Source organism: Acinetobacter sp. CAU_H_S170_2, from assembly GCF_058890445.1.
The window spans coordinates 68,746-83,427 of record NZ_JBZYAE010000002.1 but is presented as its reverse complement, the minus strand read 5'-3'; the positions used below and the strand labels follow the sequence as shown (position 1 = coordinate 83,427).

The 14,682-nt window shown below is 38.0% G+C and carries 16 protein-coding genes and 3 pseudogenes; 15 read left to right on the top strand and 4 right to left on the bottom strand.

What is annotated here, in order from left to right; genetic code table 11:
- Positions 1 to 267 precede the first annotated feature (267 nt).
- The 8 genes and pseudogenes from AC5EUN_RS17200 (at position 268) to AC5EUN_RS17165 (ending at position 7,782) form a co-directional block, all read left to right on the top strand.
- Complete coding sequence (locus tag AC5EUN_RS17200) at positions 268 to 558, top strand: type II toxin-antitoxin system HigB family toxin (protein WP_224469550.1); 291 nt, start codon at positions 268 to 270, stop codon at positions 556 to 558.
- A 1-nt stretch (position 559) separates the two neighbouring features.
- Positions 560 to 961, top strand: coding sequence for a helix-turn-helix domain-containing protein (locus AC5EUN_RS17195; RefSeq protein WP_224469552.1), 402 nt, complete (start codon positions 560 to 562; stop codon positions 959 to 961).
- Between the two features lie 110 nt (positions 962 to 1,071).
- Positions 1,072 to 1,837 (top strand): annotated as a pseudogene (locus AC5EUN_RS17190) (IS5 family transposase).
- A 345-nt stretch (positions 1,838 to 2,182) separates the two neighbouring features.
- Positions 2,183 to 2,506: a hypothetical protein gene (locus tag AC5EUN_RS17185; protein ID WP_148826188.1), complete on the top strand. Its 324-nt coding sequence runs from the start codon at positions 2,183 to 2,185 to the stop codon at positions 2,504 to 2,506.
- 350 nt (positions 2,507 to 2,856) lie between these two features.
- A complete protein-coding gene (locus AC5EUN_RS17180; protein WP_224469555.1) occupies positions 2,857 to 3,393 on the top strand; it encodes a fimbrial protein in 537 nt (178 codons plus the stop codon).
- A 22-nt stretch (positions 3,394 to 3,415) separates the two neighbouring features.
- Positions 3,416 to 4,114: a fimbrial biogenesis chaperone gene (locus tag AC5EUN_RS17175; RefSeq protein WP_151837477.1), complete on the top strand. Its 699-nt coding sequence runs from the start codon at positions 3,416 to 3,418 to the stop codon at positions 4,112 to 4,114.
- A 27-nt stretch (positions 4,115 to 4,141) separates the two neighbouring features.
- Positions 4,142 to 6,691, top strand: a complete 2,550-nt coding sequence (locus AC5EUN_RS17170; protein WP_493352499.1) for a fimbria/pilus outer membrane usher protein — start codon at positions 4,142 to 4,144, stop codon at positions 6,689 to 6,691.
- Entirely contained in the window at positions 6,688 to 7,782 is a 1,095-nt protein-coding gene (locus AC5EUN_RS17165; RefSeq protein WP_092693061.1) for a fimbrial protein, read from the top strand. Before AC5EUN_RS17170 ends, AC5EUN_RS17165 begins: the two co-directional genes overlap by 4 nt.
- Before the next feature lie 113 nt (positions 7,783 to 7,895).
- Here AC5EUN_RS17165 and AC5EUN_RS17160 read toward each other — a convergent pair whose 3' ends face one another.
- Entirely contained in the window at positions 7,896 to 8,054 is a 159-nt protein-coding gene (locus tag AC5EUN_RS17160; RefSeq protein ID WP_167356351.1) for a hypothetical protein, read from the bottom strand.
- A gap of 74 nt (positions 8,055 to 8,128) precedes the next feature.
- On the opposite strand from AC5EUN_RS17160, the pseudogene AC5EUN_RS17155 reads away from it, so the two are divergent.
- From AC5EUN_RS17155 to AC5EUN_RS17145, 3 genes and pseudogenes are all read left to right on the top strand, one after another.
- Positions 8,129 to 8,930, top strand: a pseudogene (locus tag AC5EUN_RS17155) (IS5 family transposase).
- 247 nt (positions 8,931 to 9,177) lie between these two features.
- Complete coding sequence (locus AC5EUN_RS17150; RefSeq protein ID WP_493352498.1) at positions 9,178 to 10,110, top strand: IS5-like element ISAha2 family transposase; 933 nt, start codon at positions 9,178 to 9,180, stop codon at positions 10,108 to 10,110.
- 236 nt (positions 10,111 to 10,346) lie between these two features.
- Entirely contained in the window at positions 10,347 to 11,546 is a 1,200-nt protein-coding gene (locus tag AC5EUN_RS17145; protein ID WP_034617140.1) for a tyrosine-type recombinase/integrase, read from the top strand.
- Positions 11,547 to 11,736: 190 nt separating this feature from the next.
- Here AC5EUN_RS17145 and AC5EUN_RS17140 read toward each other — a convergent pair whose 3' ends face one another.
- The gene (locus tag AC5EUN_RS17140; protein ID WP_034617143.1) at positions 11,737 to 11,988 is read right to left on the bottom strand and encodes a hypothetical protein; all 252 of its coding nucleotides are present in this window, start codon (positions 11,986 to 11,988) and stop codon (positions 11,737 to 11,739) included.
- A gap of 196 nt (positions 11,989 to 12,184) precedes the next feature.
- On the opposite strand from AC5EUN_RS17140, the gene AC5EUN_RS17135 reads away from it, so the two are divergent.
- Complete coding sequence (locus AC5EUN_RS17135) at positions 12,185 to 12,397, top strand: helix-turn-helix domain-containing protein (RefSeq protein ID WP_034617146.1); 213 nt, start codon at positions 12,185 to 12,187, stop codon at positions 12,395 to 12,397.
- 297 nt (positions 12,398 to 12,694) lie between these two features.
- Here the strand turns inward: AC5EUN_RS17135 and AC5EUN_RS17130 are convergent, their stop codons facing one another.
- Together AC5EUN_RS17130 and AC5EUN_RS17125 are read right to left on the bottom strand one after the other, a co-directional pair.
- Entirely contained in the window at positions 12,695 to 12,961 is a 267-nt protein-coding gene (locus tag AC5EUN_RS17130; RefSeq protein ID WP_034617149.1) for a type II toxin-antitoxin system RelE family toxin, read from the bottom strand.
- Positions 12,924 to 13,199 (bottom strand): type II toxin-antitoxin system Phd/YefM family antitoxin, encoded by a 276-nt coding sequence (locus AC5EUN_RS17125; RefSeq protein WP_034617152.1) that lies wholly within the window; start codon positions 13,197 to 13,199, stop codon positions 12,924 to 12,926. The genes AC5EUN_RS17130 and AC5EUN_RS17125 overlap by 38 nt, the downstream gene beginning before the upstream one ends.
- Positions 13,200 to 13,468: 269 nt before the next feature.
- Between AC5EUN_RS17125 and AC5EUN_RS17120 the strand changes: the two genes are divergently transcribed.
- From AC5EUN_RS17120 to AC5EUN_RS17110, 3 genes and pseudogenes are all read left to right on the top strand, one after another.
- Positions 13,469 to 13,711 carry a hypothetical protein gene (locus AC5EUN_RS17120; protein ID WP_224469590.1) on the top strand — a complete coding sequence of 81 codons (243 nt, stop codon included), beginning with the start codon at positions 13,469 to 13,471 and terminating at the stop codon, positions 13,709 to 13,711.
- 270 nt (positions 13,712 to 13,981) lie between these two features.
- The gene (locus AC5EUN_RS17115; RefSeq protein ID WP_155768699.1) at positions 13,982 to 14,140 is read left to right on the top strand and encodes a hypothetical protein; all 159 of its coding nucleotides are present in this window, start codon (positions 13,982 to 13,984) and stop codon (positions 14,138 to 14,140) included.
- A 64-nt stretch (positions 14,141 to 14,204) separates the two neighbouring features.
- Positions 14,205 to 14,610, top strand: a pseudogene (locus AC5EUN_RS17110) (M15 family metallopeptidase domain-containing protein).
- Positions 14,611 to 14,682: the final 72 nt, after the last annotated feature.

Genomic DNA, 14,682 nt, shown 5'->3' with positions numbered 1-14,682 from the left:
ATTGTCTGAAACCTTTGAGATGGAAAGCATGCTTTAAATCAAGTCATTGACTTGGGTTGCATGGTCCATGTGAGTCGTAAATTCTATGAACTGCATGTGACGGGGAAAAGTCAGATCAATGAACAGGAATTTTTAAGGTCATCAGATTAAGTGTATTCTGATAATGAATAAAGCGCCGTTTGGCGCTTTATTCATCCTAGCCCTTCAATATTGCAAAATGCGATAATTAGTTTATACTTGATTTATAGCAAAATGCGATAAAATATTATGCATGTGATCACCCACGCTCGAATTATAGAAGCAATGCAAAAGTGGCCACAGGCTGAAACGGCATTAGATGGTTGGTATCGAATCATAAAGGCAAACGATCCGAAAGATTTTGCTGAGATGAAACAGCTCTTTCCAGCGGTCGATAAAGTTAGAAAGTTCCATGTATTCGATATTGGCGGGAACAAGATCCGACTTATTGCCGTCGTGATGTATCACGCAAAACGTGTGTATATTCGTCATGTCTTGTCCCATAAAGAATATGACAAAGGTCATTGGAAGGAAGGTTAGTATGAACGCGATGATTAAACAGGCCGTAGACCACTGGCACTACGTTGCACCATTGCTCAGCAAGCCAGAAAATGAAGACGACTTTCATACACTTGTTGAAGCTTTAGATGAACTTTTAGATACCGTTGGTGATGACGAGTCTCATCCTTTAATAGGGCTTATTCATCAGCTTGGTGATTTGGTTTCTGATTATGAAAATGAGCATCTTCCTATGCCTAAAGGGGATGGCCGTGCTGCTTTGGCTTTTTTGATGGAGCAACATGGTTTAGGTCAGTCTGACTTATCAGAGGTTGCAACCCAATCTGTGATTTCTGAGATTTTAAGTGGAAAACGCCAACTGAATATTCGTCATATTAAGGCATTGTCTGAGCGGTTTAATGTATCGGCAGATACGTTTTTCTAAAAGATAGGGCGCCGTGAGGCGCTCTATTAGTAGGGTGTGTTGACACTTTTAGCTTAAAAAAATAGCGAAGTAGTAAAATCAAATCGCCAAACCCAATTTTACTATTCGCTATGCCTCGTACCATGCTGACAGATCAACACTGGCAAAAGTTGAAAGTTATTCTGCGTAATTTATCCATTCACCACAACTCAAATTTACGCAATTTTATTGAAGCTATTCTCTATAGAATTAGAACAGGCTGTCCGTGGCGAGATATTCCTTGTTGTTTTGGTCATTCAAACTCTATTTTCAAACGTTTTAATCGTTGGTCAAGCAGCGGTAAGTTACTTAGATTATTCAAATTACTAGCCTCATGCCCCGATATGGAGTGGATTTTTATTGATGGCTCTCATGTACGTGCTCATCAACATTCTGCCGGCATAGCGAATCAATCTATTTCTAAAAGTGTAGGAGGAAACTCCTCAAAAATACATTTGATTGTTGATGCACATGGCAATCCTATTGATTTCATGATTACCGATGGAACCACACATGATGTTAAAGTTGCACCTTATTTAATATCAACATTAGATTTAAAAGAGACAAAAGTGGTATGCGCAGATAAAGGCTATGATTCAGAACCACTGCGTGAACAGATCAGGAAAACAGGAACTAAAGCGAATATACCAAAGAAAGCAAATAGCCAATCGAACAATGACCATATGGACTGGTATTTATATAAAATCAGGCATTTAGTTGAAAATATGTTGTGTAGATTAAAGCAATTTAGAGGAATAGCTACTCAATATGACAAGCTCAAAAGAAATTATCAAAGTTCTGTTGCTTTAGCCTGTATATTTTTATGGCTACCTTTATAGGGTTAATTATGAACAGTAAATGTCAACAGACCCTAATTTTTCGGCAAATAGGCTTTTAGCCTTGATAGCCAATACCGAGGGGGTAAATTTGGCTATCCTGATAATTTTTTAATTATACTTCATGATTAATTTAAGTTTTTTTATAATAAATAGTAAATGCATAGAGGCTGTTTTTTTTAAAGGGCGGATACCACTGAAAAGTAAAATATGGGTGCCCCTGCACACAGGATGAGCAATTGAAAATTAAAAGCGTGCAGTATGTGATCAAGTTATCAATCCTTTATTTTTTTGATAATTAAGAAGAATAACGGATTGAGCAGCTGTGCTATAAAAATTATAAAAGATAATAAGCTGGGACGGTGTAATGTTAAAAAATATCGCAATAATTTTGATATCTGTGTGTGCGGCTTCAGCTGTTTTTGCTCAAGAAGCGATTAATCTGAATTTCAGCGGAGAAATTTATGAAAACACATGTGATTTAAATTATTCTGATAATGAAAAAAAATGTGAAGTTTTAGAAAATCAATTTGCAAACGCCATTGAGCGCATGAAGACTGAAGATCGTTCAATTGTACAAATTCAATCCTATCTGCTGCAGCAGGCCGAAACACGTTCCACTTTTTTTGCGGTAAATTTAAAGCAACTTCCTGAAAAAAAATCCTTAAATCTTGAAATTAATTATAAATGACTTCTTTTTAATAACTCATCTATTAGACCTCTTGCGAAAATATCATTTTTGACTATTTTAGATTTTGATATTTATTTAAAAATCAACGTTTATCACGGATTAAATTTTGACTAAAGCAAGAGGTCTAATATATCAAAAATTTAGTAAAGCGATTTTGAGCTGTTTCGTTGATATTTCCCTGTCTTGTTTACAAAAAATATATCAAAGGAGTTTTCAAATATTTTTTTTCTGCTATGATTCAAAAAATGTAAGATATGTCACATTTTGTATTTTCTTTGTGTTTGTGGTCGTATTTTAGCAAGTCCCGCAATAAGCGGAAAAAAATTATTGATTATCTTTAGGTTAAGTAAATGAAAACACAAATTTCTTTGGCATTCGCAGCAGTTTCAGCATTGGCTTTCACAACTTCAGCATTTGCTGCGGGTCAAATTAACTTTACTGGCGAAATTGTGAATGCCGCATGTGATATTAAAATCAACAACAGCAGCAGCAATGAAGTTGTTTTAGGCAAATGGCCAACGTCTATGTTTAAAGTAGCTGGCGATAAATCAACTCCAGCAAATTTTACGATTGATGTAGCCAACTGTGTTGCCGGCAACTATCAAGTTAACTTTGCAGGTACTGCAGATGCAACGAACGCTAAACTGCTGAAAGCATCAGCTGCAACAGGTGTCGGCATTGCAATTGCAAACGCAAACAGTACATCAAATTTAGTGAATTTAAATACAGTAGTCGGTGCTGATTCTAACGCTGCTTTAACTGCGTCTGGCACTGACGGAACTGCTGCAGGAACTTTGCCATTGCAGGCGTTCTATCAAGCGACTAGCAGTACTGTGACTGCAGGTAAAGCAGACGCAACTGTAAGCATTACATTGCAGCAAAAATAATTTAGCACCCTGAGGAACAGTCATGCGCCTGAATCCATCTTTATTCGCCATTGTTTTGTCCGGCCTTGCGTTTGCATCGCCAAGCAATGCTGCGATTCAGGCCATGGCTAGCCGCGTGATTTATCACAGTGACAGCAAAGCTGCCACGCTAAATCTGAAAAATAACGCGTCTAAACCTTATATTGTGCAAACTTGGCTGGAAGCTGGTGAAGATAAAACAGCTTCAGCTAAAGTGCCTTTTATTGTGACGCCGCCATTAATCAAAATTGAACCGCAAAAAGAATCTGTTTTACGATTCATTTATTCGGGTTCAGGCTTGCCGACAGACCGCGAAAGCCAAGTTTGGATTAATGTGCAGGAAATACCGCCAAAGCCGGAAGAAGAAAACACTTTACAGCTGGCAGTGCGTTCAAAACTCAAATTATTCTACCGTCCGCAGCAAATTGAAGATGATTTGCCGGCAGCGGTGAAAAAACTTCAGTGGTCTGTTGAACATGGCACATTGAAGCTGAAAAATAATAGCCCGTTATTTATCACGATCGGCGATTTGGCTTTAGGCAAAAATGGCCAGCCGATCACCCATATGAATCAGGATATGGCGCCGCCATTCCAAAGCATTGATGTGCTGCGCAACGTGCCGGAAAATGTAAAAAGCCTTAAATTTACCTATATCAATGACTATGGCAGCAATATTGAGATGCCCGAAGTTATTTTGAAATAATGATTTGAACTGCAGTTGGATTTGAACTTGCATTATTTAAAACTGTCTTTGCTTAGTCTGAGCCTTGCTGCATTAAATACACAGGCAGAAGATTCAGCGTTCAATACAGCATTTCTTAAAGATGTTACCGACCAAGTGGTTTTTGATGCTGTCACCAAAGGCTACAGCATTTTGCCGGGTGATTATGATTTCAGCATTTACCTGAATAATCAGCGCATTGAAAAAAGAAAAGTAAAATTTTATCAAAAAGATCAAGATGTTGTTCCTTGTGTTGATGCCAGTTTTATTGAAGACTATCAAATACTTTTAGACACTCAAACGGATGCGCAGCCATCTTCGGCCTGTTATGACCTGACGGCATTATCCGGTGCAAAACTCAATTTTGATGCTGGTCTGCAAACGTTAAATTTATCCATTCCTCAGGTCTTTTTACGGCAGAATGCGCGCGGCTATATTTCACCAAAACTGTATGATCAGGGCATCAATGCGCTGATCTTAAATTACAGCGCCAATACGAATACCTATAAAAGCCAGTCAGGCCCTGATACCAGCAACAGCAGCCTATTACTGAACAGCGGCTTTAATTGGGGCGCGTGGCGTTACCGCAATCAGAGCAGCTTTTTAAAGAGCACAGGGCAGTCTGCATCTTGGGACAATGTCATCAATAAGCTTGAACGCGACATTATTCCATTAAAGGCGCGCCTAGAATTGGGCGATGCCAATACCCGCGGCGATGTTTTTGAAAGCATTAATTTCCGCGGCCTGCAATTCAGCAGTGATGAGGCGCAATTGCCAATCGGCTTGCAAAGCTATGCGCCAGTGATCCGCGGCACCGCGCGCAGCAATGCGCTGGTCGAAATCCGTCAAAATAATTACTTGGTGTACAGCATGAATGTTGCGCCGGGCAATTTTGAAATCGCCGATTTATCTGGCGTGAACGACAGCGGCGATTTGGAAATCAAAATTATTGAAAGTGACGGCTCCGTCCGTACTTATACGCAGCCGTATGCATCTATACCGAATATGGTGCGCGCTGGGCAGCATAAATATCAGATCACTGCAGGGCAATACCGCAGCGGTTCAGGCGCGGAGCTGCCGTATTTTGGCCAGCTGACCTATACGCTGGGCTTCAACAATTTTCTGACGCCGTATGTAGGCGTGCTGGCTGCAGAGGATTATCACTCCGTTGCAGGTGGCACCGCGTGGTCATTGGGAAATTGGGGCGCCGTTTCTGCCGACCTGAGCTATGCCCGCAATACCTTATTCAGCGGCCGTCAAGAAGACGGCTTAGCTGTGCGTGTGAACTATGCAAGATCCATTAATACACTGGGAACTGATATTCACCTGACCGGGTCTCATTACAGTGAGCAGTATTTCAGCTTTGCAGATGCTGTACAAGAAAAAGCGCAGTGGCAGAATGGCGCGTATAAGTATCAGTACCAAAACTCATCGGCAGTCAATGACCCCGCAAATTCTGCTGATATTCAAACACAGTCCTATTATTCGCCTGTGTTTTTCAATAGAAAAACTCAGTATCAAATTTCACTGAATCAGCGTCTTGGCAAATGGGGGCAGCTGTATGCCAATGTGTCCGATACTCAGTTTTGGCAAAAGGAATACAATCAGCACAATTGGCAGATTGGCTATAATAACAATATTCAGCGTATGTCTTATGGCCTGTATTATCAAAACAGCAGGAGCCTCTTCAGCGGTTCTGAGTATTCTGTTGGGCTGAATTTGAGCCTGCCGATTGATACGCCGAAATCCTTTAAGCAGCATGATGTTATTGTCAATAACAGCGCGCTCTATTCTGAAAGCTCGGGCGCAACCCTGCAAAGCGCGCTGTCTGCAAGCTTTTTGAAGGATAAAAACCTGCAGGCGCAGTTGCTGGCGGGGCATTCTGAAAAAAGCGGCGATCATTTTAATGTGAATGCAGCATATCGGGGAATCAAAGGCAATGCCAATGTCGGATATGCTTATGCAGATCAATACCAGCAGCTGTATGCAGGGGTGAGCGGCGGCCTGCTTGTGCATTCTCAAGGGGCAGTCTTCGGGCAGCAAATGTATAATTCGCCGATTTTGATTGAAGCCAAAGGCGCCAGCGATATCCGTATTGAAAATCAAACCGGTTTAAAATTGGATAAGCATGGCTATGCTATTATTAGCAGCAGCAATCCTTATGCAAAAAACCGTGTGGCGCTGCAGGCGGAAGATTTAGGGCAAAATATCTTTATTGATGAATTGGTGAAGAATGATATTGTTCCTACTAAATATGCGATTGTGAAAGTAAAATTTGATGTGAAGACAGGTTACAGCGTGCTGGTCAATTTGAATTATAAAGGCCATGGGTTGGCAGCCGGTACGGAAATCAGCGATGTGAAAGGCCTCAACCATTATGGCTTGGTAGGATTAGATAGCCAGGCTTACCTGACTAATGTTGAGTCAGGGCAGGTTTTGACCGCGAAATGGGGCAGTGCTGAAAACCAGCAGTGTCATTTTACTTTACCGCAGCTCAGCAGCCGTGATATTGGTTACGATGAACTGGCATTAATATGTGAAGCAGGAGAATCTAAATGAAGCGCAAATGGCTTTCACTACTTTTGAATGCATTTTTAATCGTCATCAGTCTAAGTGCTGTGCAAAGCGCATCGGCCATGCGCTGCCTGTCCGGCGGCAAAGCGACCAGCAATTTTAATATTGACACAGCAAAAAACACCACCAATACCACAAATGTCGGCACGATTACGGTCACCAGTTTTAATAGTGCAACCAATGCATTATTGTGGGAGTCGCAAACTTATTCATCGACGTTTACCTGTTATGATGATGCAACGACCAACTCCAGTGAAGATGCTTATTTATATGTCGATGACGCTGCGAAAAAATTAGCGACCGATTTTGGCAACTCTAATTTAATTATGGGCATCCGTTTTAATGGCCAAGAATATCCCATTACAAAAACCACCGATACAATCGCGACCGGCAAGCGCGCGCTCAGCTATCAATCTGATAACTACTGGTCTACCTCAAGAGCTTCTCAAAATTGTAATTTGATTGGTAAAAATAATTGGTTAAGTTCAAAGCGTTGTGCAGATCCTCAAACCATTACCTTAACCTATTCTTTATATATTAAGGCGCGCGGTTCAGGCAGCAATTTTCCTGCAACGGTGAAAAACTATGATGTTTTCCAGCTTGACGGTATTGGCGGGCGCAACGGCAACGGCAATTTTCAGGAAAAAGTCAGCGGGGTTCAAATCAATTATGTGGAATGTGTCCCTGTGCTGAGCACGCAGAGTGTGGATTTGGGCAAGTACTATGCTTATCAGGATTTAAATACCGTTCTAAGAAAAACGCCATTTACCATTAATGTCACCACCAATGGCAAAGACTGCGCAAAATATCCTTTTGTTGGCGTGTTCAGTTCGGCGTATAAAGTGGATGATCAAACGGTCACTGCCATAGAAACAGGCATGAAAGATGTGGTGGGAATCCGCCTGTTTGAATCAGGAAACAGCGCGCCTTTGAGCTTAAATGACACGGTTGATTTTGGCTACAGTACAGGAACGCAGCTGAGTAAAAACTTTGAAGCGGGCGTATTGTTTCTGAAAAAGCCTGTAAATGCTGGAAAATTCACCTCTGTCATTAATTATGAAGTCTATTTTAAATAGCGGCTGAACCGCTGTAGCCTCGGTATTTATCAGGCTGAGGCAGTTTCCTGTGATGTTTACAATCTTGGAAATGAGCAGGAGCTTGAGCCTAAATTCATTCGGCCTGTTTGAGTCTAAGGTTTGGATTGACTGTGCAAAATATAGCGGATTGCATCTATGTATTTAGGATGCATGTGGCTGGCATCCATGCCCAGAAAATATGGCGCAGCCATCCAGAAAAAACTGAAGACATAGCCATAATCATCTAAGGTTTGATATTGCCACTGTTCCACTAAGCTTAGAGCCTATCCAGTATTAATTTCATTCTTTTTTAGCAATTGAAAAAATAATTTGTTAAATTTCCCCCATGAGAAAACCATATCCCAGCGACATTAGTCGAGAAGCTTTTAAAGAAATTGAACCGCTACTATTGAGCGGAAAAAAACAAACACGTCCAAAAGTCGTTGATGTCTATGAAGTATTTTGCGCATTGCTCTATATTCTAAAAAGTGGATGCCAATGGAGTATGCTTCCTCGAGACTTCCCACCTAAAAGCACTGTGCATTATTACTTCTCGATTTGGAATAAAAAGTCTTCAGAAACTGAACCTAGCATACTTGAGCAAGCTTTAAAAAAATGTAGTTGGCGAAGCCCGTATCAGCAATAGACGGAAATAACAAACGAGCTTTATCATGATTGATTCACAAAGTGTAAAAAACACAGATACTGCACGTGATAAAGGGTATGATGCTGGTAAAAAAGTTTCAGGCATTAAAAGACATATTATTGTTGATACTGAAGGTCTCCCGCATGGAACATTGGTTACGACAGCAGATAAAACAGATCGTCAAGGTGCGTTAGATACTATAACTTTGCATAAAGATAGCTTACAAAATGTAGAGGTTGTATTTGTTGATGGCGGTTATACAGGTGAACGCTTTTCTTTGGCTGTTAATAATTTAATCGGATCCCGAGTTGATGTAGCTAAACGAAGTGAATTGCATAAATTTGCAGTCATTCCACAACGCTGGGTTGTGGAAAGATCATTTGCTTGGTTAGAAAAGTGTAGAAGGCTCTGGAAAAACTGTGAAAAGCACCTAAATACGAGTCTTCAGTTCATTAATTTAGCCTTTTTAAGGCTACTTTTGCATAGAAAATATTCTGGATAGGTTCTTAAAAATGATGCAAAAAGATGAACTCTGGTTGAAATAGCCTAAGTATGTTGAAAGGGGTATTGTTTAGAAATTTCCTTATCATAAGTAAACCGTCTTTATGAAAATCATCATGCTGACTTTGATTCATAATAAGGGGAATTTAAAAGCTTTAGCATCACAGTTTGATTACTGGATTTTAGACAATAGTGGCTTTGTTGCACAAACCTAGCCTATAAGGTTTATTCAGTCCTATAATTTCAAAATGAATAAACCTACTCCTAAAACTTATCGTACAACCAATTGGTCTTCCTATAATCGCGCTCTCATTAATCGGGGCAACATTTCCATTTGGTTTGATCCAAACACTCAGTGGTATACACAACCACAAAACAAGCAAGGTCGAAATCAAACTTACTCCGATACGGCTATTCAATGCTGTTTAATGATCAAATCTTTATTTAGACTCTCTTTACGCATGGTCACAGGTTTTGTTCAAAGTCTGATTAAACTTTGTGGATTAAATTGGACCGCACCAGATTACAGTACGCTTTGTCGAAGACAAAAACATATTGATATTGCGATTAGCTATCAAAAAAGTAGTGATGGGCTACATCTACTCGTCGACTCAACTGGCTTAAAGTTTCTAGGTGAAGGTGAGTGGAAACGTAAGAAACATGGACCTGAATATCGTCGCCAATGGCGTAAGCTTCATATTGGCATCGATGCTGAAACCTTGCAAACACGTGCAGTACAGCTTGCTACAAATAATGTGAGCGATTCGCAAGTACTCGGTGATTTACTTGCTCAAATTCCCTTAGATGAACGAATTGATTCGGTCTATACCGATGGTGCTTATGACACGAAGCACTGCAGACAAGTCATTCTAGATCGAGATGCACATGCGCTCATTCCGCCAAGAAAAAATGCAAAACCATGGAAAGATCAGAAATTGAGATCTTTAGAGCGGAATGAGTTACTGAAAACAGTTAAACGTTTAGGAAGAACGCTTTGGAAAAAATGGTCTGGTTATCATCGTCGAAGTTTAGTTGAAACCAAGATGCATTGCATCAAACTATTAGGTGATAAATTAACAGCAAGGAGTTTTTCTAGTCAGGTGAATGAGATTCATGCACGCATAGCCGTATTGAACAAATTTACAGAATTAGGTCGTCCTCATACCCAAGTTGTCACTTGAATTCTGTTCAAATGAGCAGAGTGTTATCTTTTAAATCTTTGTGCAACAAAGCCGTTGGGAACTTAAACTTGAGGTGGTACTTGAGATGGTTACTAAAACCATAGGATTTTTAATAATAAGCATATAAAACAATATCTTACAATTTTATATGATGCGTAACATACGCATCATATAAAAGTTCTTAAATTTTGATATAATTTAGCAAACCAACCCTCTGATAGGTTTCATTAAAATTCATGAGTCTTACTGAAATCAAAGTTCGCCAAGCTAACTACAAAGATAAAATCTATTTTTTATCTGATGAAGATGGGCTCAGTTTAAAGGTTGAACCAAATGGAAGAAAATACTGGTGCTATCGCTATACAGACCCAAAAGCAAAAAAACGTCGGCGTATTCAATTGGGGTCATATCCAGATATAACTTTAAAAAAAGCACGTCAGATAAGAGATGATTTTAGAGACAATAATTTTTGTTTTGAAGAAGATGCTATTTCAGAAATAATTACCTTTCGTAAGGTTGGAGATGAGTGGCTTCAGTTCAAACTTAAGAATGCATTCAATGACTTACCTCGCTGTGGTGTTCTAGAGCTAGCAGAAAAATGTCTACAAAATGATATTTACCCAGAACTTCAAGAGATACCTTTTCAAAAAGTTAAACGTTATGACCTCGTCGCGATAATTAGAAAGATTGAGACACGCCAAGTAAAAGAACCTGTCAAGAAAGCTTGTAGTTATTTGAACCAAATTTATGACTACGCTGTAGCAATGGGTTATTGCGAATACAATATAGCCCATAGTTTAAATAAAATTGCCGTCAATAACAAAATCAAGAAGAATTACCCTTATTTAAGAGCTGAAGATATATCTGATTTTATGCATAAAGTACAAAAGTTAGACACCCATCCTATCATTAAAAAAGCACTGATGTTCAAATTGCATACGGGCGTGCGAGGGGCTGAATTGTTATTAGCTGAACCTCATCATTTTGATTTAAAAGATAAAATTTGGAGAATTCCAGCTTTACATATTAAGCAGTTCCGACGTAAAGTTATATTAGGCCATGAAATTCCAGATTTTTTAGTTCCACTTTCAGATCAGGCTTTAGAAATTTTAAAAGATGTAATGCAATGGTCATTAGGGGAAAAATACATTTTTGCTAGTCCACGAAAACACAATCAACCAATACATTTCAATACATTAAATATGGCCATACGTAAGATGGGCTATGATAAACACCAATTATCTTCTCATGGATTACGCTCTACTTTCAGCACTATTTTGAATGACTCTGGTTTGTTCCAAGATAATTGGATTGAGTCACAACTTTCGCATATTGATAAGAATCGTACACGTGCAAGCTATAATCATGCTGAATATTTAGCCCAACGAACTGAAATGATGCAATGGTGGGGTAATTACTTAAGTGCTACTAAATAATTAACGCACTTAGTTCTAGTTTGAATTATATGAGAGGTGTATAAATATTAGGTTGAGCACTAACATCAAAAAAATATTGACTCTACTTTAGTAATTGAAAAATAATGATTTTACTAAATAAAATTAACTTTTAATAATGAAATTTGAAATAGACCTCTATTAGAGATCTACTTTTCTTATTCTATAATGCTTAGGCTATTTCATAAACACTATCCGGAAAGAATAAAAGAAAATATTTTTTTATTTCTCCAAAATCATTTAAAGCAGGTTGCTTTTCAATCTGTTGAAATGTCCAAATAAGAACTGCCTGATGGTTATCATAGCAGAAATTGACACCTAGAAAATTAGCCATTCCATAACCTTTGTTGATATTCATTTCTTTAATTAATTGATTTCCTAAGTCTCGTGCTTGTTGGCTGATCAATAACTCATTTGGCATCACGATATGAAGTCTCCACAAAATAATTAGCTGCAGGTTCAAACTTCATATGTAAAAAGTTATAATTTAATTGAAAATAGATGAATGATACTTTCTAAAAGTCATTTTAACCTGCTGTAGGTTAATTTAGCAAAGTATCCTCCATTCAACAATAGAATAATAACTTACAGCAGGTTATTTTTTGTAACTAAATTGATATATGATTACTTGTAAGTTGTCTAGCCTAATGGGCGATCGAAAAATTTTAAAATTAAGTGATGTTGTGCATGCAACAGGTATTAATCGTAATACACTCACAAATATGTATTATGACCGTGCTGTACGCATTGAGTTACCTGTTGCAGATAAATTATGTAAATACTTTAACTGCACGATGAATGAGTTGTTTGAATATATAGAAGACAAAGATTAATTGTAATGAGTTTAAAAAGGTCCTCACTAAGATTTAATCTAGTTTCGATTAAATAACCCCAAAAATATCTATTCATCATATTCTTTATATTGAATTAATTTGAAGAATGAGACTTTTTTAAAAGAAAATGGAGTATGTATTTACCTCTACATTGTACAGCAATTAGAGGTAAGTTCTGCGAAGTGAAAATTACAATATAATTAATTACTAATGACTTCAGTGCAATTTAGCAGTTAATAAATTATCTAAACTATGTACTAAAGAAGCCCAACAACAAAGACTGAGGGCTAATTTATCTTACATGTTTTTATAGATAGTATCTCGCTTATCTACATCAATGACGATGATTACTACTCTTTCATCAATAACATGATACACCAATCTATATCCTGCGGACCTAAGCTTAATTTTGTATAGATCACTAGATCCTCTAAGTTTTTTACTCGGTATCTTTGGATTTTCCAGTATTGCTTCCAACTTATTAATAAATTGTTCAGCTATTTGACGATTTAATTTATCAAACTTTTTAAGCGCTTTTTCCTCGAACTCTAGTTCGTAACTCATCTATAGATACCTTCACAGTTTTGTCAGTATCGACTTGTTCAACTAGCTTTAAAAGTTCCTGATCCTCAATTAAATCCATCATTCTTTCGTACATATCAGCAGGGACACAGTAAAACGCAGGGTTATTCCTATTCAAGATAGCTACAGCTTCACCGAAACCATTTTGTACGACTTCCATTGGATTCTTTTTTAATTCAGAAACACTAGAAACAAATCGACTAAGGATAATGTTATTCATGAGTTTTTTCTCACCATAATTAATATATTAGACCTATTTGTAGCTAACAGATCGGCTCCTCTTATTTACAATTAATCAAATGCTACATAACTTTCATTCATACTAAACAATTAAAAAACCAATTACAAGACCTATTTACTGGTCTTTAAATAGATCATAACAAAATGAAAATTAAAGGATGCAAACGAAAATCTTTCCTTTCTCAAGCTATCTTCTACTTAATTAGATGTTGAGACAAAGAAGAAACCTTTTATAAACTTGGGATAACTATGAATCATATGTGTACTCTATATGGCACAGTTAAAGCCATGCTATACGAATGGGAGATCCTACTAGACCTACCTGGAGCAGCAGAAGCCGTTTATGACATGGAAGTAAAATATAAGCAACAGATGGAGCAGTATTCTTATACCCCATCCATTGCGTTCAATGGTTCTAAAACAGAATGTTATAGCAACTTAATTGATCAACTTCAGAATTTGATCTTTGAAGTTAATAATCAGGGTCCCTAGGGTATGAACAAAAACTGAATAAAATTTAAATTTTTCAATGTCTCGTTCAACTGAGCTAGGAGGAGCTACTATCGATTTTTTCAAATTTTTGACATTACTGTTATTTGGCTTTCGATTCTTTCGGCGCTTTGCCATTTTTATAAACTCCAATAAGAGTTGAATTTTGGCTGCACGAGTGAGAGTTAACAGTAATGAGTCCCAAACGTACAGAATTTTGTAGTTGGGTCATTGAGAGTTGCCTTTTAAGCAGAGATAGAAAGGTTCTTTTGGATGGAAAAGTTTCGTGTAGTTGTAAAGATTACTGTTAAAGTAATTTGTTTTAATCTTTTAAAAATGGAAATCGTATCAGATGCTGCTGTACGTTTTAAGGCACCTGAAATGAGATGGCTTTTGATTATTGCTTATTTGTTAGACCTGAATGTAGAGTAGAACAGCATATCTTCTCATCACCGCTTTTAAAGAATGGGCTGAAGAAGCTAGAGTAACGTGGATATTGAATACTGCATCTTCAGCTCTATCTGCTTATGGAAATACCCCTAAAAGGAGCTTGTCTAGTTTAGAAGGTGTCCATCCTGATCTTGTTAAAGTGGTCAATAGGGCAATTGAATTAACTCAAATAGATTTCACAGTAATCGACCGATTAAGGACTAAAGAACGTCAAGCTCAACTATTAAAAGAAAAAAAGACAATAACTCTTAACTCTACATAGCCGTCACTTAACTGGCAATGCTGTAGACCTAACTGCATGGGTCATTGTAGATGGTAAAGGTACAGTTTCATGGGATTGGAAACATTCCTAGTCATCGCAAAATATGAAACAAGCAGCTACAGAAATCAAAATACCGATTAAATGGGGCGGTGATTTAAAGATGCTCCACACTAACAAGTATCCTAAGTAAAACAACAGCCCTTAGCACATATATGCTGCTAGTGGCATTGTTTTTGTGCCATCTCAATACCGATCTGTTTAG

Excerpts from the sequence above, each read along its gene's own strand:
- AC5EUN_RS17120 (WP_224469590.1), top strand. The coding sequence starts at position 13,469 with ATGAATCATATGTGTACTCTATATGGCACAGTTAAAGCCATGCTATAC.
- AC5EUN_RS17165 (WP_092693061.1), top strand. The coding sequence starts at position 6,688 with ATGAAGCGCAAATGGCTTTCACTACTTTTGAATGCATTTTTAATCGTC.
- AC5EUN_RS17130 (WP_034617149.1), bottom strand. The coding sequence starts at position 12,961 with ATGAGTTACGAACTAGAGTTCGAGGAAAAAGCGCTTAAAAAGTTTGAT.
- AC5EUN_RS17135 (WP_034617146.1), top strand. The coding sequence starts at position 12,185 with ATGATTACTTGTAAGTTGTCTAGCCTAATGGGCGATCGAAAAATTTTA.
- AC5EUN_RS17115 (WP_155768699.1), top strand. The coding sequence starts at position 13,982 with ATGGAAAAGTTTCGTGTAGTTGTAAAGATTACTGTTAAAGTAATTTGT.
- AC5EUN_RS17195 (WP_224469552.1), top strand. The coding sequence starts at position 560 with ATGAACGCGATGATTAAACAGGCCGTAGACCACTGGCACTACGTTGCA.
- AC5EUN_RS17175 (WP_151837477.1), top strand. The coding sequence starts at position 3,416 with ATGCGCCTGAATCCATCTTTATTCGCCATTGTTTTGTCCGGCCTTGCG.
- AC5EUN_RS17125 (WP_034617152.1), bottom strand. The coding sequence starts at position 13,199 with ATGAATAACATTATCCTTAGTCGATTTGTTTCTAGTGTTTCTGAATTA.
- AC5EUN_RS17180 (WP_224469555.1), top strand. The coding sequence starts at position 2,857 with ATGAAAACACAAATTTCTTTGGCATTCGCAGCAGTTTCAGCATTGGCT.
- AC5EUN_RS17150 (WP_493352498.1), top strand. The coding sequence starts at position 9,178 with ATGAATAAACCTACTCCTAAAACTTATCGTACAACCAATTGGTCTTCC.
- AC5EUN_RS17145 (WP_034617140.1), top strand. The coding sequence starts at position 10,347 with ATGAGTCTTACTGAAATCAAAGTTCGCCAAGCTAACTACAAAGATAAA.
- AC5EUN_RS17200 (WP_224469550.1), top strand. The coding sequence starts at position 268 with ATGCATGTGATCACCCACGCTCGAATTATAGAAGCAATGCAAAAGTGG.
- AC5EUN_RS17185 (WP_148826188.1), top strand. The coding sequence starts at position 2,183 with ATGTTAAAAAATATCGCAATAATTTTGATATCTGTGTGTGCGGCTTCA.